Genomic DNA, 23,940 nt, shown 5'->3' on the forward strand with positions numbered 1-23,940 from the left:
TTTCATGACCAAGTTCCTGCCCGCAATCCTGCGGAAACTGCTCATCGACATCCGCCACAGCTACTGGTTCATTCCCTCCGCCATGGCGGCGGCCGCGCTGGGGCTGGCCGTGCTCTGCGAATGGCTCGACCGCCAGGGCGTCACCGGCTGGATGCCGGCCGTGCTTTTCGAGACCGATGCCGGGGCCGCGCGCTCGGTGCTCGGCGTGATCGCATCCGCGGCGATCGGCGCCGCCGGGGTGATGTTCTCGATGACCATGGTGGCGGTCAGCTTCGCCTCGTCGAATTTCGGCCCCCGGCTGATCGGCAATTTCATGCAGGACCGCGGCGTGCAGGTCTCGCTCGGCGTGCTGCTGTCGACCTTCGTCTTCTCGCTGACCATCCTGCGCGGCGTGCAGGACGGCGAGGACGGCTTCGCCTGGCTGCCGGCGCTGTCGCTCTCGGTCTCGCTGGGGCTGGCCTTCGTCTCGGTCGGGGTGATGATCTACTTCGTCCACCACATCCCCGAGATCATTTCGCTGGAAAATGTCTCCGCCGCGCTCGGACGGCGGCTGATGGCGGCGATCGACGCCCTGCCCCAGGCCGGTCCCGGCCCCGCCCCCGGCATCTCCGGGCGCAGCGAGACGGTCGCGCTGGAGGAGACCGGCTACCTGCAGGCGCTCGACGCGCCCGGGCTGCGCAAGCTGGCGGAGGAGCATGGCTGGACGCTGCGGCTCGACGCGGCGCCGGGGCAGTTCACCGGACCGCATGTGCCGGTGCTGACGGTGGCGAGCCCCGAGCCGCTGGACGCGCGCGCGCTGTCGCGGCTGCGCGCCTGCTTCGCCGTCGGGCCCGGGCGGACCGAGGCGCAGAACCCGCTTTTCATCGTGCAGCAGCTGGTCGAGATCATCGCCCGCGCGCTGTCGCCCGGGGTGAACGACCCGGTGACGGCGATGAACTGCCTCAACTGGCTGCATGCCGCGCTGCACCTGCTGGCCGACCGGGGCCCGGCCGATCCGGCCTCGGCGGAGGGGCTGTGCGATCCGGCGCAGTTCCTGGGCTTCGTCACGGTGCTGGAGGCGGCGCATGCCGATACGCGGCCCTATGTGGCGCCCGACCCGATGGTGTCGCGCCATGCCCACGGGCTGCTCCAGCGGCTCCGCGACCGGCTGGCGCCGGGGCCGCGCCGCGCGGCGGTGGAACGGCAGCTGAGGGTGCTGGTCGAGGAGGCGCAGGCGCTGCGCCCCGAGAATCACGAGGTCGGGGATCTCTCCCCGACCGGATGAGCGCAGGCGCCCGTTCTACTCGGCAGCGGCAAGCTCTGCGCCGAACTGTCCGCGCGGCGCATTGGCCCGCAGGCTGTCCGAGACGGTCTGGCCGACCATTTCGGCGGTGACGCCCGAAAGCGTCCAGCCCAGATGGCCGTGGCCGGTGTTGTAGAACACCCGCGGATGGCGGCCCTTGCCGACGCGCGGCATCATGTTGGGCATCATCGGGCGCAGGCCCGCCCAGGGGATGCAGCGCTCGGTCGAGACCCCGGGGAAGTATTCCTCCACCCATTGCACCAGCGGCCGGATGCGGTCGGCGCGGATGTCGCGGTTCTCGCCGTTGAACTCGGCCGTGCCCGCCACGCGGAACCGGTCGGCGCCGAGGCGCGAGGTCACGATCTTGGCCGCGTCGTCCAGCAGCGAGGCCCAGGGCGCCGCCGCCTGGCTGGCCGCGTCGTCCATCTCGACCGTGATCGAGTAGCCCTTCACCGGATAGATGTTGACCCGGTCGCCGAAGCCCTGCGCCAGCTTGCGCGAGCCGACCCCGGCCGCCACGACGACGCCGTCAAAGCGGTGCGTGTCCTCGCCGATCTGGATCTCCACCGCGTCATCGGCCGCCTTGGCGGCGCCGATCTCGCGGCCCATCTGGAAATGCACGCCCTGCCCCTTCAGCCATTCCGCCAGGCCGTAGGTGTACTTGTGGATGTCGCCGGTCGTGTCGCTCTCGGTCCAGAAGCCGCCGACCACGTCGGTCTTCAGCTGCGGGACATGGGCGAAGACCTCGGCGGGGCTCAGCTCCTTGCGGTCGAGCCCGGCCTCGGCATAGAGCGCGTTGACCTTGCGGGCCGAGGCCAGGTCCTTTTCCTTGCGGTAGAAATGGACGATCCCGGCCGGTTCGTGGTTGAAGTCGATCCCCGCCTTCTCGGCCATCTCGACGAAGACGCCGCGGGCCGCCTGGGCCATGCGCGCGGTCTGGATCGTGTTGGCCTTGTAATGCGGGATATTGGCCAGGAACTCGCCCATCCAGGACAGCTTGTGCCAGCTCGGCTTCGGGTTCACCAGAAGCGGCGCATCCGCTTTCAGCATCCATTTCAGGCCCTTGAAGACAGTGGCCCAGGAGTTCCAGACCTCGCCGTTGGAGGCCGAGAGCTGGCCGCCATTGGCAAAGGACGTCTCCATCCCGGCATAGCGCTGCCGGTCGATGACCGTGACCTCGAAACCGCGGTCGTGAAGCTGGAAAGCGGTGGTGATGCCGGTAATCCCGGCGCCCAGAACGGCAATATGCATAGTCAATAGGTCCTCAGGGTTCGCGCAGCCTGCGGCCGACGCCTAGACCCCCTCCGTATGGGACCTGAGAGATTCACCCGTGCCGGTTCGTCCGGCCGCGGGCTTGCTCCTTCGGTGGGCGCTTGCCGCTCTTCGGAGTTCTGACCCCCAGCCGGTCCGGGTGCCTGAGAGTTTTCGGGGCGATTGCTCCTTCGGCGGCGGTCTATCCGCGCTCTCCCGGCTGGGCTATATCCTCATGTATAGCGTGATTTGCGACACCTGCCAAATTTTTTGCGACAGGTTTGCGTTCGCAGGACGCGGAAATTTCACGCATCTGCAGCATTGCATATGCAGCATCGCGTATCAGCGCAGGCTGCGGCCCTTCATGATCGCCTCGGCGCCGAACCGCGCCCGGATCGCGTCGGTCGCGCGCTCGGCAGCGGCGCGGCGGGACGATTCCGGGTCGAGCAGGTCGCCGCTCAGATCCGCCCTCTCGGCGGGCACGATCTCGGCGATGCCGACGCCGAGCAGCCGCCAGGGCCCGGGCTCGGCGACCTGCGCGAAGAGCTCGCGCGCGGCGCGGTAGATCACGTCGGCCATCTGGGTCGGCTCGCGCAGCGCGTGGCGGCGGGTGATCTGGGTGAAATCCGCCCGCTTCAGCTTCAAGAGCACCACCCGCCCGGCGCGGTCCTTGGCCTTGGCGCGGTCGGCGACCTTCTCGGCCATGCGCCAGATATGGCCGTCCATCACCTCGCGGTCGCCGGTATCCTCGTTGAAGGTCGTCTCGCTGGAGATCGACTTGACCGCCGCGTCGCGCGTCACCCGCCGCGTGTCCTCGCCGCGCGCCAGATGGTAGAGCCGCTGCCCCATCGAGCCGAAGCGCGAGACCAGCTCCTTCTGGTCCCAGCGCAAAAGGTCCGAGATCGTGCGGATCCCGGCGGCATGGAGCGCCGCCTGCCCGGCCTGGCCGACGCCCCAGATCATGCCCACGGGGCGGTCGCGCAGGAACTCCGCCGTCTCCGCCCGGCCGATCACGGCAAAGCCCCGCGGCTTGTCGAGATCGCTCGCGACCTTGGCGAGGAACTTGTTGTGGCTCAGCCCGATCGAGCCCGAAACGCCGATCTCGGTCTCCATCCGCTTGACCAGCCGCGCCAGCATCACCGCGGGCGGGCGGCCGTGCAGCCGCGCCGTGCCGCCGAGATCGAGGAAGGCCTCGTCCAGCGACAGCGGCTCGATCGCCGGGGTCATCTCCTCCATCAGCGCGCGGATCTGACGGCTGACCTCGACATAGACCTGCATCCGCCCCTTCACCACCACCGCGTCGGGGCAGAGCTTCAGCGCCTGGAACATCGGCATGGCCGAGCGGACGCCCTTTATCCGGGCGATGTAGCAGGCGGTGGAGACCACGCCGCGGCGCCCGCCGCCGACAATGAGCGGGCGGTCGCGCAATTCGGGGTGATCGCGCTTTTCCACGCTGGCGTAGAAGGCGTCGCAGTCCATATGGGCTATGGACAGGTCCCACAGTTCGGGATGCGAGATCACCCGCGGCCCGCGGCAGGAGGGGCAGCGCGATCCGGTCTCGAATTGGGTCAGGCAGTCGCGGCAGAGGGATGGCATATGTCGAGTATAATGCGGGGCGGCGAAACCGAACAGGAGGCGCGTGCGAGCTTCTCGGGATCGAAGCTGGCACTGTTCATCGGCGGGCGGCTGCTGGTCTATCTGCGCGACGACCTGCCGAGCATCCCCTTCCCCGACCACTGGGACTTTCCCGGCGGCGGGCGCGAGCCGGGCGAGACCCCGGAAGAGACCGCGCTCCGCGAGACCGAGGAGGAATTCGGCCTGCGCCTCTCGGCATCCGACCTGCGCCACGCCACCGCCCATCGCGGCCACGAGCAGGGCTGGCTCAACTGGTTCTTCGCCGCCCATCTGCCCGCCAGCACCGAGGCGGCGATACGCTTCGGCGACGAGGGCCAGCTGTGGCGGCTGATCGAACCGGCGGACTACCTGCGCAATCCGCGGCGGATCCCGCATCTGGCGGCGCTGCTCGAGGACTACCTGACCTCAATGGCCGACAGATGAGAAGGCCTGCATGACCACGCAGCCCGCCACGATCAGCCCGATGCCGATCACCGCCGCCGTGTCCAGCCGCTGGCCGTAGAGCACCAGCCCGAGAATCGCAGTCAGCGTGATGCCGACCCCGCTCCAGACCGCATAGGCGACGCCGAGCGGCAGCACCCGCAGCGCGATCGTCAGGAAGTAGAGCGCCGAGCCGATCCCGGCGACCACCGCCACGCTCGGCCAGAGCCGGGTGAATTCCTGCGTCCTGGGCAGCGTCGAGGTGGCCGCGATCTCGCAGAGGATCGCAATCAGGAGGGCCCCGTAGGCCATCAGCGTGGGCGAGAACATGGGGGCTCCGTTCAGCTCAGATCCGACTCGCTCCCGGAGATACGCGGAAGATTGTCCTCGATCCAGCCGGTCAGCGCGGCCAGATGCGCCGCCGCCTCGCGGCCGAGCGGCGTCAGGCTGTATTCGACATGCGGCGGCACCGTATCCAGCGCATGGCGGTGGACCAGCCGGTCGCCCTCCAGGTTCTGCAGCGTCTGCGCCAGCATCCGCTCGCTGATCCCGCCGATCCGGCGGCGCAGCGCGCTGAAGCGGTGGGTGTCCTCCTGCAGCGCCACCATCACCAGCACGCCCCAGCGGCTGGTCATGTGGCTGAGCACCGCGCGGCTGGGACAGGCGGCGGCCATGACATTGCCGCGCTCGTAGCTGTCCAGAAGGGATGTGCGCGGCGCGGCGGCGTCCTGTGCGTCCATGATGGGTGCTTACATTTTTGTGGGTACTTACGAAAAGTGCGTATAGCCGGTAGAGCCGGTGGACGCAATGACGAAGGAGGTCATCATGATTGCTGTGACAGGCGCCACCGGCCAGCTGGGCCGCATCCTGGTCGCGAAGCTGAAGGAGAAGGGCGCGGGCGATCTGCTGGCGCTGGTCCGCTCGCCGCAGAAGGCCGCCGATCTGGGCGTGCCGGCCAGGGCCTTCGACTATGACAGCCCCGATGCCGCCGCGCTGGCGGGGGTCGAGACGCTGATGCTGATCTCGGGCAGCGAGCTGGGCCAGCGCGAGCGCCAGCACAAGGCGGTGATCGCCGCGGCGAAAGAGGCCGGGGTCAAGCGCATCGTCTATACCAGCCTCCTGCGCGCGGACAGCTCGCCCCTGAGCCTCGCGCCCGAGCATGTCGCCACCGAAGCGGCGCTGAAGGACAGCGGCCTGGCTGTGACCATCCTGCGCAACGGCTGGTACACCGAGAACTACCTGGCCTCGGTTCCGGCCGCACTGGAGCATGGCGCCTTCGTCGGCGCGGCGGGCGAGGGCCGGATCTCCTCCGCCTCGCGGGCGGATTACGCCGAAGCCGCGGCCGTCGTGCTGACCGGCGCGGGCCACGAGGGCAGGACCTACGAGCTGTCGGGCGATGCCGCCTACACGCTCGCCGATCTGGCCGCCGAGCTGTCGGCCCAGACCGGCAAGACGATCCCCTATGTGAACATGACGGTGGAGGAATACGCCAAGGTGCTCGAGGGCGCGGGCTTCCCCGCCCCGGTCGCGGCGGCCTATGCGGGCTTCGACGGCGCCGCGGCGGCGGGCGCGCTCCATGACGAGGGCAAGACGCTTTCCGAGCTGATCTCGCGGCCGACCACGACGCTGGCGCAATCGGTCAGGCTCGCCCTCGGCTGAGCCCCTTGCCCTGCCGTCCCGGCAGGGCTACCCCGGGCGCCATGCTGGTGCTCGACAACATCCTGACCGACCGGGGCTCGAAATACGCGGTCTCGGGCGGTCCCTGCCGCTCCGACGCGGAGGCGCAGGCCTTCCTGAAGGAGCTCAAGCGGAAGAAGAAATTCGCCAAGGCCACCCACAACACCTGGGCCTATCTCGGCGAGGCCGGGCCGGTGAAGAACGACGACGGCGAAAGCGGCGCCGGGATGGTCATCCTGCGCATGCTGGAGCGCGAGGAGCTGCGCGACCACATCGTGGTGGTCACGCGCTGGTACGGCGGCAAGCATCTGGGCGGCGACCGCTTCCGCCATGTCCAGACGGCCGTCCGGGCCTATCTGGACGCTCTGGGCTAGTCCGGCCGGACGGCCGGACTGCCGGGATCACACCGCCGCCATCTGCCCGTAGGGGGTCGATGCCGACAGCGCCTGCTCTTCCTCGGTCATGCCCTCGGCAATCCCCTCGAAGAGCGGCGTGGAGAGATAGCGCTCGCCGGTATCGGGCAGCATCGCCAGGATAACCGAGCCCTGGGGCGCGGTTTCGGCCACCTTCATCGCCACGGCGAAGGTCGCGCCGCCGGAGATGCCGGTGAAGATCCCCTCCTCGGCCGCCAGGCGCCGCGACCAGGCGATGCCCTCGGGTCCCGGCACCGGAAGGAGCTCGTCGTAATAGCCGCCATCCAGCGCCTCCTGCAGCACCAGCGGGATGAAATCCGGGGTCCAGCCCTGAATCGGATGCGGGTTGAAGGCGGGATGGCCCTCGGTCGGCTGGCCCTCGGCATTGCGGGTGTTCACGTAGCCCGATCCGACCAGCGCGGCATTGGCCGGCTCGGTCAGGATGATCTTGGTCTCCGGCCGCTCGCGGCGCAGCACCCGGCCGACGCCCGCGACCGTGCCGCCGGTGCCGTAGCCCGAGACGAAGTAGTCCAGCCGCTCGCCCTCGAAATCCGCCATGATCTCGCGCGCGGTGGTCGCCTCGTGGATATCGGCATTGTCCTTGGTCTCGAACTGGCTGGCCAGGAACCAGCCATTCGCCTCGGCCAGCTCCTTGGCCTTGGTATACATGCCGTAGCCCTTCAGCTCCTTCGGGGTCAGCACGACCTTGGCGCCGAGGAAGCGCATCAGCTTGCGCCGCTCGACCGAGAAGCTCTCGGCCATGGTGACGACCAGCGGATAGCCCTTGGCCGCGCAGACCATCGCGAGGCCGATCCCGGTATTGCCCGAGGTCGCCTCCACCACGGTCTGGCCGGGCTTCAGCCGGCCCTCGCGCTCGGCCGCCTCGATGATGTTCAGCGCCAGGCGGTCCTTGACCGAGCCGCCCGGGTTGAAGGCCTCGAATTTGACATAGACGGTGACATGGCCCGGCGCGATGCGGTTGATGCGGATCGCCGGCGTATCGCCGACCGCCTCCAGCACGCTGTCGTAGCGCCTGCCGCGCCCCTTGGTCTGACGGATGCCCATGGACTGTCCTCCTTATGGTCCGGCTGAGCGCAGTCTAGCCGGAGTTGCGCGCCGAGTCCCAGCACCCGGCATGCCATGGCCTCACTGGCGGATGCGCCAGCCGGTCTGGAAGATCCGCCAGATCACCACCAGGCAGAGCGCGGTGAAGGCGGCGATGGCCATCAGGCTGAGCCCGACCGGCACTTCGGCGGTGCCGAAGAAGGACCAGCGGAAGCCCGAGACCAGGTAGACCACCGGGTTGAAGAGGCTGATCGTGTGCCAGATGCCCGGCAGCAGCGAAATGGAATAGAAGCTGCCGCCGAGGAAGACGAGCGGCGTGATGATCAGGAGCGGCACCAGCTGGAGCTGCTCGAAGCTCTCCGCCCAGATGCCGATGATGAAGCCCATCAGCGAGAAGCTGATGCAGGTCAGCAGCAGGAAGGCCGCCGCCATCGCCGGATGCTGGATGTGCAGGTCGACGAAGAAGGTCGAGGTGCCCAGGATGATGACCCCGATCAGCAGCGCCTTGGTGGAGGCCGCCCCGGCATAGGCGATGACGATCTCGAGGAAGCTCACCGGCGCCGAGAGCTGCTCGTAGATGGTGCCCATGAATTTCGGGAAGTAGATGCCGAAGCTGCCATTCGACACCGCCTGGGTCATCACCGACAGCATCACCAGCCCCGGCACGATGAAGGCGCCGTAGGGGATGCCGTCCATCTCCTCGATGCTGCGGCCGATGGCGGCGCCGAAGACCACGAAATAGAGCGAGGTCGAGATGACCGGCGAGATCAGGCTCTGCACGAGCGAGCGGAAGAACCGGCTCATCTCGAAGAGGTACATGGTCCAGATTGCGGTCGGGCTCATGCGTGCTCCTTCACGAGGTCGACGAAGATGTCCTCGAGGCTCGACTGCCGCGTGTCCAGATCCCGCATCGACAGGCCGGCGTCGTGCAGGTCGGACAGCAGCCGGGTGATGCCGGTGCCGTCGGACTTGGTGTCGTAGGAATAGCTCAGCGTGCGGCCCTCGTTGCAGATCTCCAGCCCGTAGCCGTCGAGGCAGGCCGGCAGCTCGGTCACGGGCTCGCGCAGGTGCACGCTGAGGTTCTTGCGTCCCATCTGCGCCATCAGCCGCGCCTTGTCCTCGACCAGCAGGATGCGGCCGCCATTGATGACGGCGATCCGGTCGGCGATGGCCTCGGCCTCTTCGATGTAATGGGTGGTCAGGATGATGGTGACGCCCTGCTTCTTCAGCTCGGCCACCACGTTCCACATGTCGCGGCGCAGCTCGACATCGACGCCCGCGGTCGGCTCGTCGAGGAACAGCACCCGCGGCTCGTGGGCCAGCGCCTTGGCGATCAGCACCCGCCGCTTCATCCCGCCCGACAGCTCGCGCATGCGGTTCTTGCGCTTGTCCCAGAGCGAGAGCTGGCGCAGCACCTCCTCGACCTTCGCCGGATCGCGGCGCATGCCGAAGAGCCCGCGCGAGAAGGCGACGGCCGGACCGACCGGGGCGAAGGGCTCCAGGTTCAGCTCCTGCGGCACCAGCCCGATCAGCTTGCGCGCCCGGCGGTAGTCGGTGACGACGTCATGCCCGCCGACCAGGATCCGCCCCGAGCTGGGCCGGGTGATCCCGCAGATCGAGGAGATCAGCGTCGTCTTTCCCGCGCCGTTGGGTCCGAGCAGCGCGAGGATCTCGCCCTCTTCGATATCCAGGCTGACGCCCTTGAGCGCCTGGAAGCCCGTGGCATAGGTCTTGGTGACGTCCTGTACGGAAACAATCGGCATTCGGGGCTCCCTTCGGCGGGCAACCTATGTCGGCCGGCCGGAAAGGAAAACCGGTTTCCGGGCGGGGGAACGCCATTTGCCCTGCGGCGCCCCCCTGCACGAATGCACAGACTTCGGCCTCACTCGGGCGCGGCGAAGGGCCGGGCCGGGTTCAGGAGCGGATGCACCGAGAAGGGGAAGGCGTCGTCGGGGTCCACCGAGACCTCGACCGCATGCATGTTGGCCGAGCCGAAGGTCTCCAGCGCCATGACGAAGGGCGCGGTCTTCGGGAAGGGCCGGAACATGCGGAAGACATGGCTGTCGCCATAGACCAGCAGCACCGGCCGGGCGAAGCGGTTCGACAGGGTCTTCAGCGTCTCGCCGAAATGCGCGAATCCCGACTGGCCGAGGAAGCCCTCCGGATCCCAGGCCGGGCCGAAGTCGCTCTCGAACATGTCGGCCTGGATCGCCACGACGATCGCCTTCGCGTCCCGGCCCTTGTCGAAGCTCTCGACCAGCCAGTCGGCGGTGGCGGCGTCGCGGGCCATGAATTCCTCGACCGCCGCCATGTCGCGCGGCTCGAAATTGTTGTTCGACCCGACCACATGGGCGGTGACGAAGAGGATGCCGTCCTTCTCCAGCCGGGCATTCTCGGGATAGCCGCGCGCCGCCTGGCTCTCGACCGCGGCGCCTGCCTTGCCGAAGCTCGCGGAGGGATCGGCGAAGTAGTGCTGCCGGATATAGGCCAGCCGCTCTTCGGGGTCGTAGCCGCCCGCGGCATGGCGGTGGCAGTCGGTCCATTCGTTGTCGCCGAGGCTGTAGAGCAGCGGCGCCTCGAAGCTCCGCAGGAAGGCGAGCTGCTCGTCGAGCATCCGGTCGGAGCATTCGGTGCTGCCCGACTTGGTGTCGCCGATATGGATGACCAGCGCCGGATCGCGGCTGTTGACCGTCTCGATCAGGGTGCGGAAGGGCGGATAGACCTCCTCGGGCTTGCCATAGGGCGCGTCGCCCAGGAGCACGAAGGAGAAGGGCTCGGCCAGGGCGGCGCCCGCGGCGGCCGCGAGGCTGGCGGAGAGGAGCAGGGAACGGAGCATGTCGGTCTCGCTGGCAGGTGGAACGTATGGCGCTGCCTAGCCTGCGGATGTGACAGCCCCGCGACGGGCCCCCGAACGCGGAAAGGGCCCCCGAAGGAGCCCTTTGCAATCGTCCATGTCCCTAGGCGGGATCAGCCGCCGAAATCGTCCAGCATGATGTCGTCGCGGTCGACGCCGAGATCGAGCAGCATGTTGATGACCGACTTGTTCATGATGGGCGGGCCGCACATGTAGTATTCGCAGTCTTCCGGCGCCGGGTGGTTCTTCAGGTATTCCTCGAAGAGCACGTTGTGGATGAAGCCGGTATAGCCGGTCCACTCATCCTCGGGCAGCGCGTCGGACAGCGCCACGTGCCATTCGAAGTTCGGGAATTCCGCCGCGAGCTCGTCGAAGTCCTCGACGAAGAACATCTCGCGCTTGGAGCGGGCCCCGTACCAGAAGGTGATCTTGCGGTCCTTGTTCTTCAGCCGCTTGAGCTGGTCGAAGATGTGCGACCGCATCGGCGCCATGCCGGCCCCGCCGCCGATGAAGACCATTTCCTTCTTGGTGTCGCGGGCGAAGAACTCGCCGAACGGACCGGAGATGGTGACTTCGTCGCCGGGCTTGAGGTTGAAGATGTAGGACGACATCTTGCCCGCCGGAATGCCGGTCGAGCCCGGAGGCGGCGACGCGACACGCACGTTGAGCATGATGATGCCCTTCTCGTCCGGGTAGTTCGCCATCGAGTAGGCGCGCTCGATCGGCTCGTCCAGCGAGGATTCGTACTGCCACAGATTGAACTTGTCCCAGTCCTCCCGGTATTCCGGCGCGATGTCGAAATCCGTGTACTTGAGGTGATGGGCCGGGGCCTCGATCTGGATGTAGCCGCCCGCGCGGAACTTGACGTCCTCGCCTTCCGGCAGCTCCAGCACCAGCGCCTTGATGAAGGTCGCCACGTTGTCGTTGGAGCGGACCTTGCAGCGCCATTTCTTGACGCCGAAGACCTCTTCGGGGACCTCGATCTTCATGTCCTGCTTGACGGAGACCTGGCAGGACAGGCGGTCGCATTCGGCCGCCTCGCGCTTGGTGATGTGGGTCTCCTCGGTCGGCAGGATCGACCCGCCGCCCTCGAGCACCTTCACCCGGCACTGCGCGCAGGTGCCGCCGCCGCCGCAGGCGGAGGGCACGAAGAGCTTGGCTTCGGCGAGGGTCTGCAGGAGCTTGCCGCCCGCAGGGACCGAGATGGTCTTCTCGCCGTTGATCTCGATATTGACGTTGCCCGAGGACACCAGCCGGGACCGGGCGCTGAGGATGATGGTCACCAGCGCCAGCACGATCACGGTGAAGAGGCAGACGCCGAGAAAGAAAGTGGTCATCTTGCGGCCCCCTTACAGATTGACGCCCGAGAAGGACATGAAGCCCATCGCCATCAGACCCGCAGTGATGAAGGTGATGCCCAGGCCCTGGAGCCCGTCGGGAATGTCGGAATACTTCAGCTTCTCGCGCACGCCGGCCATGGCGGTGATCGCCAGCGCCCAGCCGATCCCCGAGCTCAGGCCGTAGGTGGCCGCTTCGGGGAAGGTGTAGTCGCGTTCCACCATGAAGAGCGAGCCGCCGAGGATCGCGCAGTTCACGGTGATCAGCGGCAGGAAGATGCCGAGGGCGTTGTAGAGCGCCGGGATGTACTTATCGAGGAACATCTCCAGGATCTGCACGATCGCCGCGATCACGCCGATATAGGAGATCAGGCCCAGGAAGGTCAGGTCGACATCCGGGAAGCCCGCCCAGGACAGCGCGCCCGGCTTCAGGAGGTGCTGCAGGATCAGGTTGTTGGCGGGCACCGTGATCGCCTGGACGACGACCACCGAGATGCCGAGCCCGATCGCCGTCCCGATCTTCTTCGACACGGCGATGAAGGTGCACATGCCGAGGAAGAAGGAGAGCGCGAGGTTCTCGACGAAGATCGCCTTGAAGGCGAGGGAAACGAGACCTTCCATGGTCAGTGGGCCTCCGCGGTCTGGATCTTGTATTCGCGTGCCTCGACCTGGGCCGGTTTCCAGGTGCGGAAGCCCCAGATCAGCAGGCCGATCACGAAGAAGGCGGACGGCGGCAGCAGCAGCAGGCCGTTCGGCACGTACCAGCCGCCGTTGTTGACGGTCTGCAGGATGGTGACGCCGAAGAGCGAGCCCGAGCCGAAGAGCTCGCGGATCACGCCGACCATCATCAGGATCAGGCCGTAGCCCGCGCCGTTGCCGACGCCGTCGATGAAGGAGGCCAGCGGCGGGTTCTTCATGGCGAAGGCTTCGGCGCGGCCCATCACGATGCAGTTGGTGATGATCAGGCCGACGAAGACCGACAGGGTCTTCGAGATCTCGTAGGCGAAGGCCTTCAGGATCTGGTCCACGCAGATCACCAGCGAGGCGATGATGATCATCTGCACGATGATCCGGATCGAGCTGGGGATGTGGTTGCGCAGGATCGAGATGAACATCGAGGAGAAGGCGGTCACGGCGGTCACGGCCAGCGCCATGACGAAGGCCACCTGCAGCGAAGAGGTCACCGCCAGGGCCGAGCAGATGCCCAGGACCTGGAGCGTGATCGGGTTGTTGTCGACGAGCGGATCGACAAGCAGTGACTTGTTGGTCTGGGCCATCACAGGTCTCCGTTCTTCAGCTTTTCAAGATACGGCGCGAACCCCTGCTCGCCCATCCAGAACCGGACGAGGTTGTCCACGCCGCGCGAGGTGAGCGTCGCGCCCGCCAATGCGTCGATATGGTAGTCCGCGGCCTCGCCCTGGGGGCTGCCCTTGGACACGTTGATCCGCAGATCGCCGCTGTCGTCGCGCAGCCGCTTGTCGTTCCACAGGGCCTTCCAGCGGGGGTTGTCCACCTCCGCGCCGAGGCCGGGGGTCTCGGCCTGGTCGTAGAACTGCAGGCCGAAGATCGTGTTGGTATCTTCTTCCAGCGTGATGAAGCCGTAAAGGGTCGACCACAGCCCGTAGCCCGAAATCGGGAGCACAACTTTGTCAAGCGCGCCCGAGTCGTCCTTCAGCAGGTAGACCATCTGGTAGCGCGCCTGGCGGCCGAGCCCGGCCGGGTCGTTCTCCAGCTCGGAGCTGAGCGCCATGTCCGAGGTCGCCGCGACATCGTCGTAATCGGCCACGGTGAACGGCTCGCCGTTGGAATTCGGCACTTCGTCGACATAGTCGCCGGTCTGCAGGTCGACGATCTTCGGCTCGAAGGCCGAGGTGAAGACCTCGTTGATGTTCATGCCCGGCTGGTAGAGCCCCGCCACCTCGAGGATGTTGCGGCGCTTGTCGAGCAGCTGGTTGGCCTCCTGCACCGGGCGCAGCGCCACGGCGGCGGCGGCCACGACCATCGAGCAGAAGAGGCAGAGCGAGATCGCCACGAACAGCGTCTTGGCGGTGGAGTCGGCCGGCGTGTTCTGCCACCAGCCGATGAAGCCTTTCTTGGTCTCAGGCATTGCGCTTGACCCTCCGGGCGATGTTGGCGCGCGTGACGAAGTAGTCGATCAGCGGCGCGAAGATGTTTCCGAACAGGATCGCGAGCATCATGCCCTCGGGGAAGGCCGGGTTGATGACGCGGATCATGACGACCATGACGCCGATCAGCGCGCCGTAGATGTAGCGGCCCAGGTTGGTGTGGCTGGCCGAGACCGGCTCCGTCACCATGAAGGCCAGGCCGAAGGCGTAGCCGCCGAGCACGAGGTGCCAGTACCAGGGCATCGCGAACATCGGGTTGTCGGCGGAGCCGACGATGTTGAGGATCAGCGAGAAGCCGATCATGCCCGCCAGGCAGCCCGCGACCAGCCGCCAGTTGGCGATCTTGGTGGCGATCAGGAAGGCCAGGCCGATGAAGCAGGCCAGCGCCGAGGTCTCGCCCAGGCTGCCCTGGATGGTGCCGAGGAAGGCGCCCCACCAGCTGATCCCCTGCCCTGCCAGCGCCTGGACGCCGTCGGAGGCCGAGATCGCCAGAGCGGTCGCGCCGGTATAGCCGTCGACCGGCACCCAGACGCTGTCGCCCGACATCGAGGCGGGATAGGCGAAATAGAGGAACGCGCGGCCGACAAGGGCCGGGTTGAGGAAGTTCTTGCCGGTGCCGCCGAAGACTTCCTTGCCGATGACGACGCCGAAGGAGATGCCGAGCGCGACCTGCCACAGAGGCGTCGAGGCCGGCAGGATCAGCGTGTAGAGCATAGAGGTCACGAGGAAGCCCTCGTTCACCTCATGGCGGCGCACGGTGGCGAAGATCACTTCCCAGATGCCGCCCACGACCAGCGTCGTGATGTAGATCGGCAGGAAGAACAGCAGCCCGTGCAGCAGGTTGGAGATCGGGTTCGACGGGTTGAAGCCGATGCCGAGCGAGGCCAGAAGCACCTGGCGCCAGCCCGCGGGATCGGCCTGGCCCATGGCGTCGATGGCGGCGTTCGCCTGGTAGCCGGCATTCAGCAGCCCGGCCAGGATCGCCGGGATGGTCGCGATCACGACATAGGTCATGATCCGCTTCATGTCGATGTAGCTGCGCGCATGCGGCGCGGCCGAGGTGACCGTCTTCGGGGTGTAGAGGAAGCTTTCCACCATCTCGTAGACGGGGAACCACTTCTCCCATTTGCCGCCCTTGGTGAAGTTCGGCTCGATCCGGTCGAAGAATTTGCGGGCGCCCATGGGTGTCAGCCCTCCTTCTCGATGCGGACGAGGCTCGTGCGCAGAGCCGTCCCGTATTCATACTTTGCCGGACAGGCGAAGGTGCAGAGCGCGAGATCCTCCTCGTCGAGCTCCAGCGCGCCCAGGGCCTGTGCGGTGTCGGTGTCGCCCACCAGAAGCGCACGCAGGAGCTGCGTCGGCAGGTAGTCCTGCGGCATCAGCGTCTCGAACGTGCCGGTCGGCACCATCGCGCGGCGCCCGCCATTGAGGTTCGAGGTCAGCGCATAGAGCTTCTTGCCGAGGAAGGACGAGGCCAGGACCGGCTGCACGGCGTACTTGCCGGGCTGCGGGCTGATCCAGCCCAGCACTTCCTGTTCCTTGTCCTCGGAGATCAGCGTCACCTGGCGGTGGTAGCGGCCGAGGAAGGCGGTCGGGCCGTCGACGGCGACGCCCGTCAGCACCGAGCCCGAGATGATCCGCACCGGCGCGTCGCCCGCGATCTCGCCTTCGGTCAGCGAGGCGATGTCGGCGCCGAGCACCGTCTTCAGGTGGCGCGGATTGGCGGCGCGCGGACCGGCGACGGTCACGACGCGCAGCGGATCGACGAAGCCGGTCTCGAACAGGCTGCCGATGGCCAGCACGTCCTGGTAGCCGATATGCCAGACCGTCTTGGCGGCATGCGGCGGCTCGATGAAATGCATGTGCGTGCCCGGAAGCCCCGCGGGATGCGGACCCTCGAAGCCGTGCACCTCGACCTGCGGGACATTGCCCGCGGTCAGCGTGCTGCCCGGACGCTGGCAGAGATAGACCTTGCCCTCCGTCAGCTTCGCGAGCGCCTGCAGGCCCTTGTCGAAGGTCGCCGTGCGGCCCTCCAGCACCAGCGCGGCATCCGGCGCCAGCGGCTCGGACTCCATCGCGGTGACATAGATCGCCGCCGGGCGGTCGGTGCCGGCCGGGACCTTGGAATAGGGCCGGGTCCGGAAGGCGGGCCACATGCCGGAATCCAGCAGCTTCGCCGCGACCTGCTCGCCGGTCTGCCCGGCGGGATCGGCGGCGTAGAAGTCCATGCCGGTGTCATCGGCATTGTCCACGTCGATCACGACGCTCTGCAGCACCCGGCGGGCACCGCGGTTGATCGCGCGGACGCGGCCCGACAGCGGTGCGGTGAACACCACCTCCGGCGAGTCCTTGTGGCAGAAAAGAGCTGTCCCTCGGCGGACAGTGTCCCCCTCCTGGACAAACATCCGGGGCTTCAGCCCGACATAGTCGCCACCGATGACGGCGACAGATACAGGCGAGGCCGCGGCCTCGATCACCGGCGCGGGTGCGCCAGAAATCGGCAGGTCGAGGCCTTTCTTCAGGGCGTGATTGGTCATCTAGCTCGAAGCGTCCTAGGTGCGGCTGTGAACGGTGACTGCACGATCGGCAATGCGCACCCTCGTATGCAATGCCGGAGCAAACCGAAATGTGGCAATGTGCCGTGCGCCCCCCGTAAAGGCGCGCCCGACTCGCTGGTTTCGTTTAACCCTACCAAACACATTGTGCAGCCCAAAAGTGTGCGGAAATTCCGCGCAGGGTCGGGCAGCCTGTCCAATTGACACCGAAACGCACGAATGAAACACCGCGCCGGACGACATTGCCCGGGATGCCATACATGCGCGCGATTCTCCTCTGCACTGCCCTCCTCTCCGTCTCCGCCTGCTGGCCCGACAGCGCGCCGAAAAGCGTCAAGATCGAGGGACAGACCATGGGGACGACCTATCACGTCACCGTCGTCGACGGGCCGAAGGACCTGGACGAGGAGAAACTCTCCGAGGTCACCGAGGCCGCGCTGAAGGACATCCTGGCGCATGTGAACAACTGGGACCCGACCTCGGAAGTCTCGAAATTCAGCGCCTCCGCCTCGACCGACCCGGTGGAGATCTCGCCCGAGCTGCAGTCGGTCATGTCCGAGGCCAACCGGATCAACGCGCTTTCGGGCGGCAAGTTCGACGTGACGCTGGCGCCGCTGATCGACCTCTGGGGCTTCGGCCCGAAGAAGCCGGGCGAGCCGATCCCCTCGGACGCGGAGATCGCCGCCGCGCTGGAAACCGTGGGCCAGGCCGACAAGCTGGTGCTCGGCGACGGCACGCTGCAGAAGACCATCCCCGGCGTCTCGCTGAACCTGTCGGCCATCGCCAAGGGCCAGGGGATCGACGCGGTGGGCGACGCCGTCGCCGCGGCAGGCGCGACGCGCTACCTGGTGGAGATCGGCGGCGACCTGGTCTCGAAGGGGCTGAATGCCGAGGACGGACCCTGGGTGATCGGCGTGGAGCGTCCCGACGCGGCCAGCCAGACCGTCGAGGTCATCATCCCGGTGACCGACCTGGGCATGGCGACCTCGGGCGACTACCGCAACTATTTCGAGCAGGACGGCGTCCGCTACAGCCATATAATAGACCCGACCACCGGCCGGCCGATCACCCATACCACCGCCTCGGTCACCGTGCTGGCCGATACCGCGATGAGCGCCGACGGGCTTGCCACGGCCCTCCTGGCCATGGGAGAAGAAGAGGCGATGCCCCTGGCCGAGGCCGAGGATATCCCGGTCATGTTCATCACCCGCAAGGATGGCGCATTCGTGACCGCCAGCAGCTCTTCCTTCGACGCCCTTCTGGCCCAGATGGAAGACAAGGACTAAGGAGCACATCATGGCCACTTTCGCCTTCGCCTTCGCCTTCCTCCTGCTCGTCGTCCTGGGCATGTCCCTGGGCGTCCTGCTGATGGGCAAGACCATCAAGGGCAGCTGCGGCGGGCTGAACGCCATTTCCGGCGCCGACAAATGCGTCGTCTGCCAGAAGGATGTCGACCCGGACAGCCCGCTGCGCGACAAGCTGCAATGCAAGCGCGCCCAGGCCATGCGGGCGCGGCTCGAGGCCGAGATCGAGGCCGACGCGCGCTGAGGCCGCGACAGCCCGCATTTTAGGCAGTTTCCCGGCTCCGCGCGGGCCGGGACCGCAGATCTTCACGCCACGTTAAAGACGCGCCGCGATCCTCGCCGCCGCCCCGCCCTGCTCCGCGGGGCGCATCCAGTTTCCGGCCCCGCCAGGGCCGGGTGCCCGGGGGAGGCAGCGCCATGTCGACGACCTTCAGCGTCATCTATATCGGCACCTATGGCAGCATCGACCAGACCGAGGGCGATGCGCTGGCCGATCACGCCTCGCTGCTCAGCGGCACCACGGCCGGCAGCGCCGACCAGCCGCTGTGGAAGAGCATCCAGACGCTCAGCCCCGGCTCGACCGGCTATTCCGCCGGCGTCTGGGATAGCTACGACCAGTCGAACAGCCCGTCCGAGTCCTTCCGCATCAATGACGGCGCCGACCAGACCTTCGATGCCGGCGCGCTCTACAACGGCACGGTGCATTTCGCCGACGGCACCAGCGCGACCACGACGCTGATCCTCTTCCAGGACACGTCCGGACGCACCTACCTGGCGCCGGAATACTACGCGGGCAGCTACAACGACCTGATGAGCTCCGCCCCGATCGAGTCGATCGAGATCGGCAGCGTCGCCGGCGACAGCTGGAGCGGGCTCGATGCCAGCCGCGCGGCCTCGGTTTTCGTCCATCCCGCCACGGTCGACGGCACGGCGGGCAGCGATTCCATGGGGGCGGGCTATGCTGACGCCCAGGGCGACCAGATCGAGCCGAATGCCGGCGCCGCGGATTCGGTCTCGGCCGGGGCGGGCAATGACACGGTCGATACCGGCGCGGGCAATGACACCGTCTCGGGCGGCGACGGCAATGACGTCATCTATGCCGGCAAGGGCAATGACAGCCTGGCGGGCGATGCCGGCAATGACCGCTTCATCTATCTCTCGGGCGACGGCGCCGACACGATCCTGGGCGGCAGCGGCACCGACACGCTGGATTTCTCCGGCCTCTCCGGCCCGGTCGCGGTCAGCTATAGCGGCGCGGCGGCGGGCACATTCACCGACACGACCTGGCAGACCTCCACCTTCTCCGGGATCGAGCACCTGACGCTCTCGGACTATGCCGACACGGTGGATGCGGGCTTCTCCTCGGGCAGCACCTATATCGATGGCGGCGCGGGCGACGACTATATCGAATACGGCACCGGCAGCAGCACGGTCTTCGGCGGCGAGGGCGACGATTTCATCGACGACAATGTCGGCACGCAGGAGGCCGGCAGCGACTACCTGGACGGCGGCGCGGGCAATGACCGCATCTATGCGGGATCCGGCACCGACACGGTCTTCGGCGGCAGCGGCAGCGACACGATTACCGGCGAGGGCGGCGACGACCTGATCCATGGCGGCGAAGGCGCCGACAGCATCACCGGCGATGCGGACGCCGACACGATCTACGGCGATGCCGGGGACGACACGATCGAGGGCGGGTCAGGCGCCGACAGCCTCATGGGCGGCGCCGGGCGCGACGCGATCTGGGGCGGCACCGACGGCTCGGCCGACACGATCCAGGGCGGCGACGACCAGGACACGATCCATCTCTCCGACGGATTCGGCGCCGCCAGCCTCTCCGGCGGCGAGGGCGGCACCGATCAGGACCTGCTGGACATCACCGGCCACACCGGGCCGGTCACGCTGACCTTCACCGGCGAGGGCGCGGGCATGCTGACCGACGGCACCGCCACCGCCACCTTCTCGGAGTTCGAGGCCTTCGCCCTCGGCGCGGGCAGTGACAGCGTCGACGCCTCGGCCAGCACCGGCGCGGTCACCGTCTCGGGCGGCGCGGGAAGCGACACGATCACCGGCACCTCGGCCGCCGACAGCATCGCGGGCGGCACGGGGGCCGACCATCTCTATGGCGGCGCCGGCGCGGACACGATCTCGGGCGGGGATGGCGACGACCTGATCGTCGCGGGATCGGGCGCGGACAGCATCACCGGCGGCGAGGGCGCGGACACGCTGCTGGCGGAATTCGGCGACGACACGGTCGAGGGCGGCGGCGGCGGCGACGTGATCGGCGGCAGCCTCGGCGCCGACCTGCTCTCGGGCGGGGCGGGCAACGACACCTTCCTGATGACCTATGCCGACAGCCGCGACACGATCACCGATTTCGACCTCGGCGACAGCGACGGCGACGGGCTGTCGAACGACCAGCTCGATGTCTCCGACCTGACCGGCGGACGCGGCGCCGGCGGCGCGATCACCGCATGGGATGTCACGGTCGGCGACGACGGCGCGGGCAATGCGGTGCTGACCTTCCCCGGCGCGGAATCCGTCGTGCTGATGGGGATCAGTCCGGATAGCCTCTCCTCCCCCGCGCAGATCCGGACGCTGGGCATCCCCTGCTTCACCCCCGGCACGCGGATCGCCACCGCCAAGGGCCCGGTTCCGGTCGAGGCGCTGCGCCCGGGCGATCTGGTCGAGACCGCCGATGCCGGGCTGCAGCCGCTCATCTGGCGGGGCGAAAGCCGCCTCGATGCCGCCGCGCTCGCCGCCCGGCCCGAGGCGCGGCCGGTGCGGATCCTGCCCGGCGGGCCGGTCCCGGTCGAGCGCCCGCTGCTGGTCTCGCCGCAGCATTGCATGGTGATCCGCCATCGCGGGGCGGAGCTGTTCCTGCGCGCGCGTCATCTGGCGCGGATCCCCGGCGCCCGGGCCGCGATCGACGACAGCCTGTCAGAGGTGACGTATCTGCACCTGCTGCTGCCGTCGCATCAGGTGATCTTCGCCGAGGGCGCGCCAAGCGAAAGCCTCTGGCCCGGCCCGATGGCGGTGGCGATGCTGCCCGCACCCGAGCGCCGGGCGCTGGCGCGGCACCTGCCCTGGATCGGCGCGCTCGCGGGCCTGCCCGCCGGGCCGGGCCGCGATCTGGTCGGCCGCCTCTACGGCCCCCCTGCCCGGCCCGAGGCCGGCCGCCAGGCGCGCAGGCAGATCGCCCGCGCGCTGGCCCGGTCTCAGCCGCCGATATCGAGCGGCACCAGCGCCAGAAGCGCGAAGCTGGCCGCTGCGGGCAATCCGTAGGTCCAGGCGCGCCGCACCCAGCCCTCGCGCTGCGCCTTCCAGTTCTCGCGGAACTGGCGGCCACAGAGGATCATCACCAGGAAAAGTCCGGTCGCCCAGAGCGGTGTCAGCGTCATCTTACCCCACAATCATCTGCTTCATGCGCAGCGCCTCGTATTCGAGCTGCTTCAGCCGCGCCTTGACCACGTCGCCGATCGAGATCAGCCCGATCATCCGGCCGTCCTCGATCACCGGCATATGCCGGAAATAGCCATCGGTCATCCGGCGCAGGACCGCAAGCAGCGGCGTGTCCACCGTGCAAGTCTGCGGATTGGCGGTCATCAGCTCGGCCACGGAGGTCTCGAGCCCCTCATGCCCCTTCTCGTCGATCTGGCGCACGACATCCCGCTCGGAGAGCACGCCGACGACATGGTCGTCCTCCATCACCACCAGGACGCCGATCCGGCGCGCGCGCAGCTCGGACACGGCGGTCGCGACGCTTTCGGAGGGCGAGATCGTGTAGACGATGCTGCCCTTGTCCTTCAGCACGGAAGCGACCGTGATGACGCCGTCGGCAAGGTTCGATTCGGGGGTCTGGGAATAGGTCCGGTGCTCGTCGGCACTGCTGGCCAGAACGCCCTGGTAAGATTGCGGGGGCATGTGGTTCTCCTCCTGTTGGAACGGGCGCTGCGGCTCCTCCTCAGCCGGATGACGCCCTGCCTGCAACTTAGAGTAGGACCATTCCGATCAAACGACTAGCCGAAAACGCCGCCCCGCTCACTCGGCCGGAACCGGCAGGCGCAGCACCGTCCCGGCCATCTCGCAGCCGGGCATTTCCAGAACCGCCGGGCGCGGCGCGTCCCAGCCGCTGCGCATCAGCCCGAAATCCAGGCGGCGGCCGCAATTTTCGGCAGTCACGGCCAGATCGACCCGGGCGGGCGGCTCGGCCGCGCCATAGAGCGCAAGCTCGGGCAGCGCCGCGCCGGCCACGGGAAAACCGGCGACCGGCAGCAGGCCGGGCTGCGTGCCCTGCGGATCGATCCAGAGGAAGCCGCCCGCCGCGGCCCCGTCGGGCCGGGCGATGACATGGCGCCCGCCCGCCGCCTCGACCGACAGCTCGGCAGAGGGGGGCAGCACCGGCAGGGCGACATGCAGATCGCCCCGGGCGCCGGTCTCTTCCGAGAGATGCAGCGGACCGTAGCGGATCTCCACCGGCTGGTAGGGCGCACAGGCAAAGCGCAGATGCAGGTCGAGCCGCCCGTCTTCGGCAGAGGCCTCAACCATCGGCTCGCAGGCCGCGGCCATCCCGGCCGCGCCCAGGAGGACAGCCGCAAGCAGCGCGGCAGCGCCCGGTTTCAGCAATGACGGCACGGCGCCCCTCCTCCGGCTGCGGGACGGCCCCGCGGGTTCGCGCGAAGATAGCGCCGCGGCGCCGCGAGGAAAACCCCGCAGGGCGCGCCGATCAGGCGGCCAGGTGCAGCGGCTCGGCCGCGAGGCCCCGGCGCGGGCGCAGGCCGACCAGCGCGACCAGCGCCAGAACGACCAGGACCCCGCTGGTCAGCGCGAAAGTCGCGGGATAGCCCTGCGTCTGGATCAGCGGCGTGGAGGCGATCGGCGACAGGAACTGCCCGGTGAAGACGCTCGTGGTGATCGCGCCGGCCGCCAGCCCGCGGCGCTGCGCCGGGGCGATCTCGACCGCGAGGCCGAGGAAGGTCGGCATCAGCATGCCGCCGCCCGCGCCGATGAAGGCGCTGCCCAGAAGCGCCAGCCCCAGCCCCTGGGCCAGGGCGAAGAGCAGGAAGCCGGTGGCGAAGAGCAGGAAGCCGAGCGCCGGGGTCCGCGCCCGCCCCAGCCGCAGCCGGATCCGGCCGAAGAACAGCGACATGATCCCCCCGGCCAGCGTCATCGAGCCCAGCAGCATGCCCGCCGCCTGCGGCTCGGCATGGCCCAGCGAGGCCAGGAAGTAAGGCGCCTGGGTCGGCAGCAGGTAGAAGCAGACGAAGCACATCCCGGCCAGCAGCACGACCAGCGACAGCGTGGCGACCCACTTGTCCTCGCCGTCGGAGGTGCCGTGATGCGCGCCCTCGGCCGGTTCGGCCGGGCGGCGCAGCGCGAACAGGATCACCGGCAGGTAGACCAGCGCGATGCCGTAGATCACGAAGGGCCCGAGCGGCGAGAGCGCGGCCAGCCAGCCCGCCAGCACCAGGAAGATCAGCCCGCCGAAATTCGTGGCCGCGATCTGCAGCCCCATGAAATTGCCGCGTGCCTGCCCGCTGAAGTAGTCGCCGATCAGCGCGGTCTGCGCGGTCATGATCAGTGCCACGGCGACGCCGAGGAAGAGCCGGCTGACCAGCAGCAGGTGCAGCGACGGCAGGTAGAGCCCGGCCGTCCCGGCAATGGCAAAGAGTGCCACCCCCGCCAGAAGCTGCGGAAACCGCCCGAACCGGTCGGCCATCGCCCCGGCGAAGGGCGCGAGGATCGCGACCATCAGCGACGGCGCCGTCACGAGAAGCCGCGCCAGCAGCGCCGCGTTCTCCTCTCCGGCAAAGCGCGCCTCGATCCCCGGCAGGGCCGGACTGATCAGGCTGTTCGACAGGATGGTCAGCGAGGCGGCCAACAGCAGCGCAATCGCCCTGGCATCCTTGAGCAGGTTCAGCATGGGTACGGTCTCTTGATTGGACGGCGCCCGCGGGCAGCTGCGCCGGAGGGCCGGCGTCAGGCAGCGGTGCGGGACGGCGCCCGGATGTCGGCAAT

At 68.2% G+C, this 23,940-nt stretch carries 25 protein-coding genes and 1 riboswitch; of the genes, 7 read left to right on the forward strand and 18 right to left on the reverse strand.

Annotated features, from left to right (window positions below; all coding sequences use genetic code 11):
- Positions 1-4 precede the first annotated feature (4 nt).
- On the forward strand, positions 5-1,264 hold the full coding sequence (locus FGX59_RS10185; RefSeq protein ID WP_138466429.1) for a DUF2254 domain-containing protein: 1,260 nt from the start codon (positions 5-7) through the stop codon (positions 1,262-1,264).
- Positions 1,265-1,279: 15 nt separating this feature from the next.
- Here the strand turns inward: FGX59_RS10185 and FGX59_RS10190 are convergent, their stop codons facing one another.
- Both FGX59_RS10190 and FGX59_RS10195 read right to left on the reverse strand, forming a co-directional pair.
- Positions 1,280-2,533 (reverse strand): D-amino acid dehydrogenase, encoded by a 1,254-nt coding sequence (locus tag FGX59_RS10190; RefSeq protein WP_138466430.1) that lies wholly within the window; start codon positions 2,531-2,533, stop codon positions 1,280-1,282.
- Between the two features lie 142 nt (positions 2,534-2,675).
- Positions 2,676-2,762, reverse strand: a riboswitch (glycine riboswitch).
- A 113-nt stretch (positions 2,763-2,875) separates the two neighbouring features.
- A complete protein-coding gene (locus tag FGX59_RS10195; RefSeq protein WP_138466431.1) occupies positions 2,876-4,129 on the reverse strand; it encodes a DNA polymerase IV in 1,254 nt (417 codons plus the stop codon).
- Here FGX59_RS10195 and FGX59_RS10200 point away from each other — a divergent pair, their 5' ends adjacent.
- A complete protein-coding gene (locus tag FGX59_RS10200; RefSeq protein WP_240722363.1) occupies positions 4,130-4,591 on the forward strand; it encodes an NUDIX hydrolase in 462 nt (153 codons plus the stop codon).
- Here FGX59_RS10200 and FGX59_RS10205 read toward each other — a convergent pair.
- Positions 4,574-4,918 (reverse strand): multidrug efflux SMR transporter, encoded by a 345-nt coding sequence (locus tag FGX59_RS10205; protein ID WP_240722365.1) that lies wholly within the window; start codon positions 4,916-4,918, stop codon positions 4,574-4,576. The genes FGX59_RS10200 and FGX59_RS10205 overlap by 18 nt on opposite strands.
- Positions 4,919-4,929: 11 nt before the next feature.
- On the reverse strand, positions 4,930-5,328 hold the full coding sequence (locus FGX59_RS10210) for a helix-turn-helix domain-containing protein (protein WP_138466432.1): 399 nt from the start codon (positions 5,326-5,328) through the stop codon (positions 4,930-4,932).
- A gap of 82 nt (positions 5,329-5,410) precedes the next feature.
- On the opposite strand from FGX59_RS10210, the gene FGX59_RS10215 reads away from it, so the two are divergent.
- Positions 5,411-6,247, forward strand: coding sequence for an SDR family oxidoreductase (locus tag FGX59_RS10215; protein WP_138466538.1), 837 nt, complete (start codon positions 5,411-5,413; stop codon positions 6,245-6,247).
- Positions 6,248-6,288: 41 nt separating this feature from the next.
- The gene (locus FGX59_RS10220) at positions 6,289-6,639 is read left to right on the forward strand and encodes a YigZ family protein (protein ID WP_138466433.1); all 351 of its coding nucleotides are present in this window, start codon (positions 6,289-6,291) and stop codon (positions 6,637-6,639) included.
- Between the two features lie 27 nt (positions 6,640-6,666).
- Here the strand turns inward: FGX59_RS10220 and FGX59_RS10225 are convergent, their stop codons facing one another.
- The 10 genes from FGX59_RS10225 to FGX59_RS10270 all read right to left on the reverse strand — a co-directional run bounded on the left by FGX59_RS10225 (position 6,667) and on the right by FGX59_RS10270 (position 16,597).
- On the reverse strand, positions 6,667-7,743 hold the full coding sequence (locus FGX59_RS10225) for a PLP-dependent cysteine synthase family protein (protein ID WP_138466434.1): 1,077 nt from the start codon (positions 7,741-7,743) through the stop codon (positions 6,667-6,669).
- A gap of 81 nt (positions 7,744-7,824) precedes the next feature.
- On the reverse strand, positions 7,825-8,586 hold the full coding sequence (locus FGX59_RS10230; RefSeq protein WP_138466435.1) for an ABC transporter permease: 762 nt from the start codon (positions 8,584-8,586) through the stop codon (positions 7,825-7,827).
- Positions 8,583-9,506: an ABC transporter ATP-binding protein gene (locus FGX59_RS10235; protein WP_138466436.1), complete on the reverse strand. Its 924-nt coding sequence runs from the start codon at positions 9,504-9,506 to the stop codon at positions 8,583-8,585. The genes FGX59_RS10230 and FGX59_RS10235 overlap by 4 nt, the downstream gene beginning before the upstream one ends.
- 119 nt (positions 9,507-9,625) lie before the next feature.
- Positions 9,626-10,579 (reverse strand): hypothetical protein, encoded by a 954-nt coding sequence (locus FGX59_RS10240; protein ID WP_138466437.1) that lies wholly within the window; start codon positions 10,577-10,579, stop codon positions 9,626-9,628.
- Positions 10,580-10,710: 131 nt separating this feature from the next.
- A complete protein-coding gene (nqrF, locus tag FGX59_RS10245) occupies positions 10,711-11,934 on the reverse strand; it encodes an NADH:ubiquinone reductase (Na(+)-transporting) subunit F (protein WP_138466438.1) in 1,224 nt (407 codons plus the stop codon).
- Between the two features lie 12 nt (positions 11,935-11,946).
- Positions 11,947-12,555 (reverse strand): NADH:ubiquinone reductase (Na(+)-transporting) subunit E, encoded by a 609-nt coding sequence (gene nqrE / locus FGX59_RS10250; protein WP_138466439.1) that lies wholly within the window; start codon positions 12,553-12,555, stop codon positions 11,947-11,949.
- A gap of 2 nt (positions 12,556-12,557) precedes the next feature.
- A complete protein-coding gene (locus FGX59_RS10255) occupies positions 12,558-13,211 on the reverse strand; it encodes an NADH:ubiquinone reductase (Na(+)-transporting) subunit D (protein WP_138466440.1) in 654 nt (217 codons plus the stop codon).
- Entirely contained in the window at positions 13,211-14,041 is an 831-nt protein-coding gene (locus tag FGX59_RS10260) for a Na(+)-translocating NADH-quinone reductase subunit C (RefSeq protein WP_138466441.1), read from the reverse strand. Before FGX59_RS10260 ends, FGX59_RS10255 begins: the two co-directional genes overlap by 1 nt.
- Entirely contained in the window at positions 14,034-15,242 is a 1,209-nt protein-coding gene (locus tag FGX59_RS10265) for an NADH:ubiquinone reductase (Na(+)-transporting) subunit B (RefSeq protein ID WP_138466442.1), read from the reverse strand. Before FGX59_RS10265 ends, FGX59_RS10260 begins: the two co-directional genes overlap by 8 nt.
- Positions 15,243-15,247: 5 nt before the next feature.
- A complete protein-coding gene (locus tag FGX59_RS10270; RefSeq protein ID WP_138466443.1) occupies positions 15,248-16,597 on the reverse strand; it encodes a Na(+)-translocating NADH-quinone reductase subunit A in 1,350 nt (449 codons plus the stop codon).
- A 278-nt stretch (positions 16,598-16,875) separates the two neighbouring features.
- Here FGX59_RS10270 and FGX59_RS10275 point away from each other — a divergent pair, with 278 nt between their 5' ends.
- The 3 genes from FGX59_RS10275 (at position 16,876) to FGX59_RS10285 (ending at position 21,207) form a co-directional block, all read left to right on the forward strand.
- Positions 16,876-17,901: an FAD:protein FMN transferase gene (locus FGX59_RS10275; protein WP_138466444.1), complete on the forward strand. Its 1,026-nt coding sequence runs from the start codon at positions 16,876-16,878 to the stop codon at positions 17,899-17,901.
- A 10-nt stretch (positions 17,902-17,911) separates the two neighbouring features.
- Positions 17,912-18,163 (forward strand): (Na+)-NQR maturation NqrM, encoded by a 252-nt coding sequence (gene nqrM, locus FGX59_RS10280; protein ID WP_138466445.1) that lies wholly within the window; start codon positions 17,912-17,914, stop codon positions 18,161-18,163.
- 173 nt (positions 18,164-18,336) lie between these two features.
- On the forward strand, positions 18,337-21,207 hold the full coding sequence (locus tag FGX59_RS10285) for a Hint domain-containing protein (RefSeq protein WP_138466446.1): 2,871 nt from the start codon (positions 18,337-18,339) through the stop codon (positions 21,205-21,207).
- Here the strand turns inward: FGX59_RS10285 and FGX59_RS10290 are convergent.
- The 4 genes from FGX59_RS10290 to FGX59_RS10305 all read right to left on the reverse strand — a co-directional run bounded on the left by FGX59_RS10290 (position 21,141) and on the right by FGX59_RS10305 (position 23,845).
- On the reverse strand, positions 21,141-21,323 hold the full coding sequence (locus FGX59_RS10290) for a hypothetical protein (RefSeq protein WP_138466447.1): 183 nt from the start codon (positions 21,321-21,323) through the stop codon (positions 21,141-21,143). The genes FGX59_RS10285 and FGX59_RS10290 overlap by 67 nt on opposite strands.
- Position 21,324: 1 nt before the next feature.
- Complete coding sequence (locus FGX59_RS10295) at positions 21,325-21,846, reverse strand: CBS domain-containing protein (protein ID WP_138466448.1); 522 nt, start codon at positions 21,844-21,846, stop codon at positions 21,325-21,327.
- A 117-nt stretch (positions 21,847-21,963) separates the two neighbouring features.
- The gene (locus tag FGX59_RS10300) at positions 21,964-22,557 is read right to left on the reverse strand and encodes a hypothetical protein (RefSeq protein ID WP_138466449.1); all 594 of its coding nucleotides are present in this window, start codon (positions 22,555-22,557) and stop codon (positions 21,964-21,966) included.
- A gap of 91 nt (positions 22,558-22,648) precedes the next feature.
- Complete coding sequence (locus tag FGX59_RS10305) at positions 22,649-23,845, reverse strand: MFS transporter (protein WP_138466450.1); 1,197 nt, start codon at positions 23,843-23,845, stop codon at positions 22,649-22,651.
- Between the last annotated feature and the right edge of the window lie 95 nt (positions 23,846-23,940).

This window comes from Poseidonocella sp. HB161398, assembly GCF_005870025.1.
Lineage (GTDB): Bacteria > Pseudomonadota > Alphaproteobacteria > Rhodobacterales > Rhodobacteraceae > Mangrovicoccus.

Excerpts from the sequence above, each read along its gene's own strand:
- nqrE (WP_138466439.1), bottom strand. The coding sequence starts at position 12,555 with ATGGAAGGTCTCGTTTCCCTCGCCTTCAAGGCGATCTTCGTCGAGAAC.
- FGX59_RS10285 (WP_138466446.1), top strand. The coding sequence starts at position 18,337 with ATGTCGACGACCTTCAGCGTCATCTATATCGGCACCTATGGCAGCATC.
- nqrF (WP_138466438.1), bottom strand. The coding sequence starts at position 11,934 with ATGACCACTTTCTTTCTCGGCGTCTGCCTCTTCACCGTGATCGTGCTG.
- FGX59_RS10295 (WP_138466448.1), bottom strand. The coding sequence starts at position 21,846 with ATGCCCCCGCAATCTTACCAGGGCGTTCTGGCCAGCAGTGCCGACGAG.
- FGX59_RS10225 (WP_138466434.1), bottom strand. The coding sequence starts at position 7,743 with ATGGGCATCCGTCAGACCAAGGGGCGCGGCAGGCGCTACGACAGCGTG.
- FGX59_RS10185 (WP_138466429.1), top strand. The coding sequence starts at position 5 with ATGACCAAGTTCCTGCCCGCAATCCTGCGGAAACTGCTCATCGACATC.
- FGX59_RS10190 (WP_138466430.1), bottom strand. The coding sequence starts at position 2,533 with ATGCATATTGCCGTTCTGGGCGCCGGGATTACCGGCATCACCACCGCT.
- FGX59_RS10195 (WP_138466431.1), bottom strand. The coding sequence starts at position 4,129 with ATGCCATCCCTCTGCCGCGACTGCCTGACCCAATTCGAGACCGGATCG.
- FGX59_RS10230 (WP_138466435.1), bottom strand. The coding sequence starts at position 8,586 with ATGAGCCCGACCGCAATCTGGACCATGTACCTCTTCGAGATGAGCCGG.
- FGX59_RS10265 (WP_138466442.1), bottom strand. The coding sequence starts at position 15,242 with ATGGGCGCCCGCAAATTCTTCGACCGGATCGAGCCGAACTTCACCAAG.
- FGX59_RS10205 (WP_240722365.1), bottom strand. The coding sequence starts at position 4,918 with ATGTTCTCGCCCACGCTGATGGCCTACGGGGCCCTCCTGATTGCGATC.
- FGX59_RS10220 (WP_138466433.1), top strand. The coding sequence starts at position 6,289 with ATGCTGGTGCTCGACAACATCCTGACCGACCGGGGCTCGAAATACGCG.
- FGX59_RS10255 (WP_138466440.1), bottom strand. The coding sequence starts at position 13,211 with ATGGCCCAGACCAACAAGTCACTGCTTGTCGATCCGCTCGTCGACAAC.
- FGX59_RS10235 (WP_138466436.1), bottom strand. The coding sequence starts at position 9,506 with ATGCCGATTGTTTCCGTACAGGACGTCACCAAGACCTATGCCACGGGC.
- FGX59_RS10290 (WP_138466447.1), bottom strand. The coding sequence starts at position 21,323 with ATGACGCTGACACCGCTCTGGGCGACCGGACTTTTCCTGGTGATGATC.
- FGX59_RS10270 (WP_138466443.1), bottom strand. The coding sequence starts at position 16,597 with ATGACCAATCACGCCCTGAAGAAAGGCCTCGACCTGCCGATTTCTGGC.
- FGX59_RS10260 (WP_138466441.1), bottom strand. The coding sequence starts at position 14,041 with ATGCCTGAGACCAAGAAAGGCTTCATCGGCTGGTGGCAGAACACGCCG.
- FGX59_RS10200 (WP_240722363.1), top strand. The coding sequence starts at position 4,130 with ATGTCGAGTATAATGCGGGGCGGCGAAACCGAACAGGAGGCGCGTGCG.
- FGX59_RS10305 (WP_138466450.1), bottom strand. The coding sequence starts at position 23,845 with ATGCTGAACCTGCTCAAGGATGCCAGGGCGATTGCGCTGCTGTTGGCC.
- FGX59_RS10240 (WP_138466437.1), bottom strand. The coding sequence starts at position 10,579 with ATGCTCCGTTCCCTGCTCCTCTCCGCCAGCCTCGCGGCCGCCGCGGGC.
- nqrM (WP_138466445.1), top strand. The coding sequence starts at position 17,912 with ATGGCCACTTTCGCCTTCGCCTTCGCCTTCCTCCTGCTCGTCGTCCTG.
- FGX59_RS10210 (WP_138466432.1), bottom strand. The coding sequence starts at position 5,328 with ATGGACGCACAGGACGCCGCCGCGCCGCGCACATCCCTTCTGGACAGC.
- FGX59_RS10275 (WP_138466444.1), top strand. The coding sequence starts at position 16,876 with ATGCGCGCGATTCTCCTCTGCACTGCCCTCCTCTCCGTCTCCGCCTGC.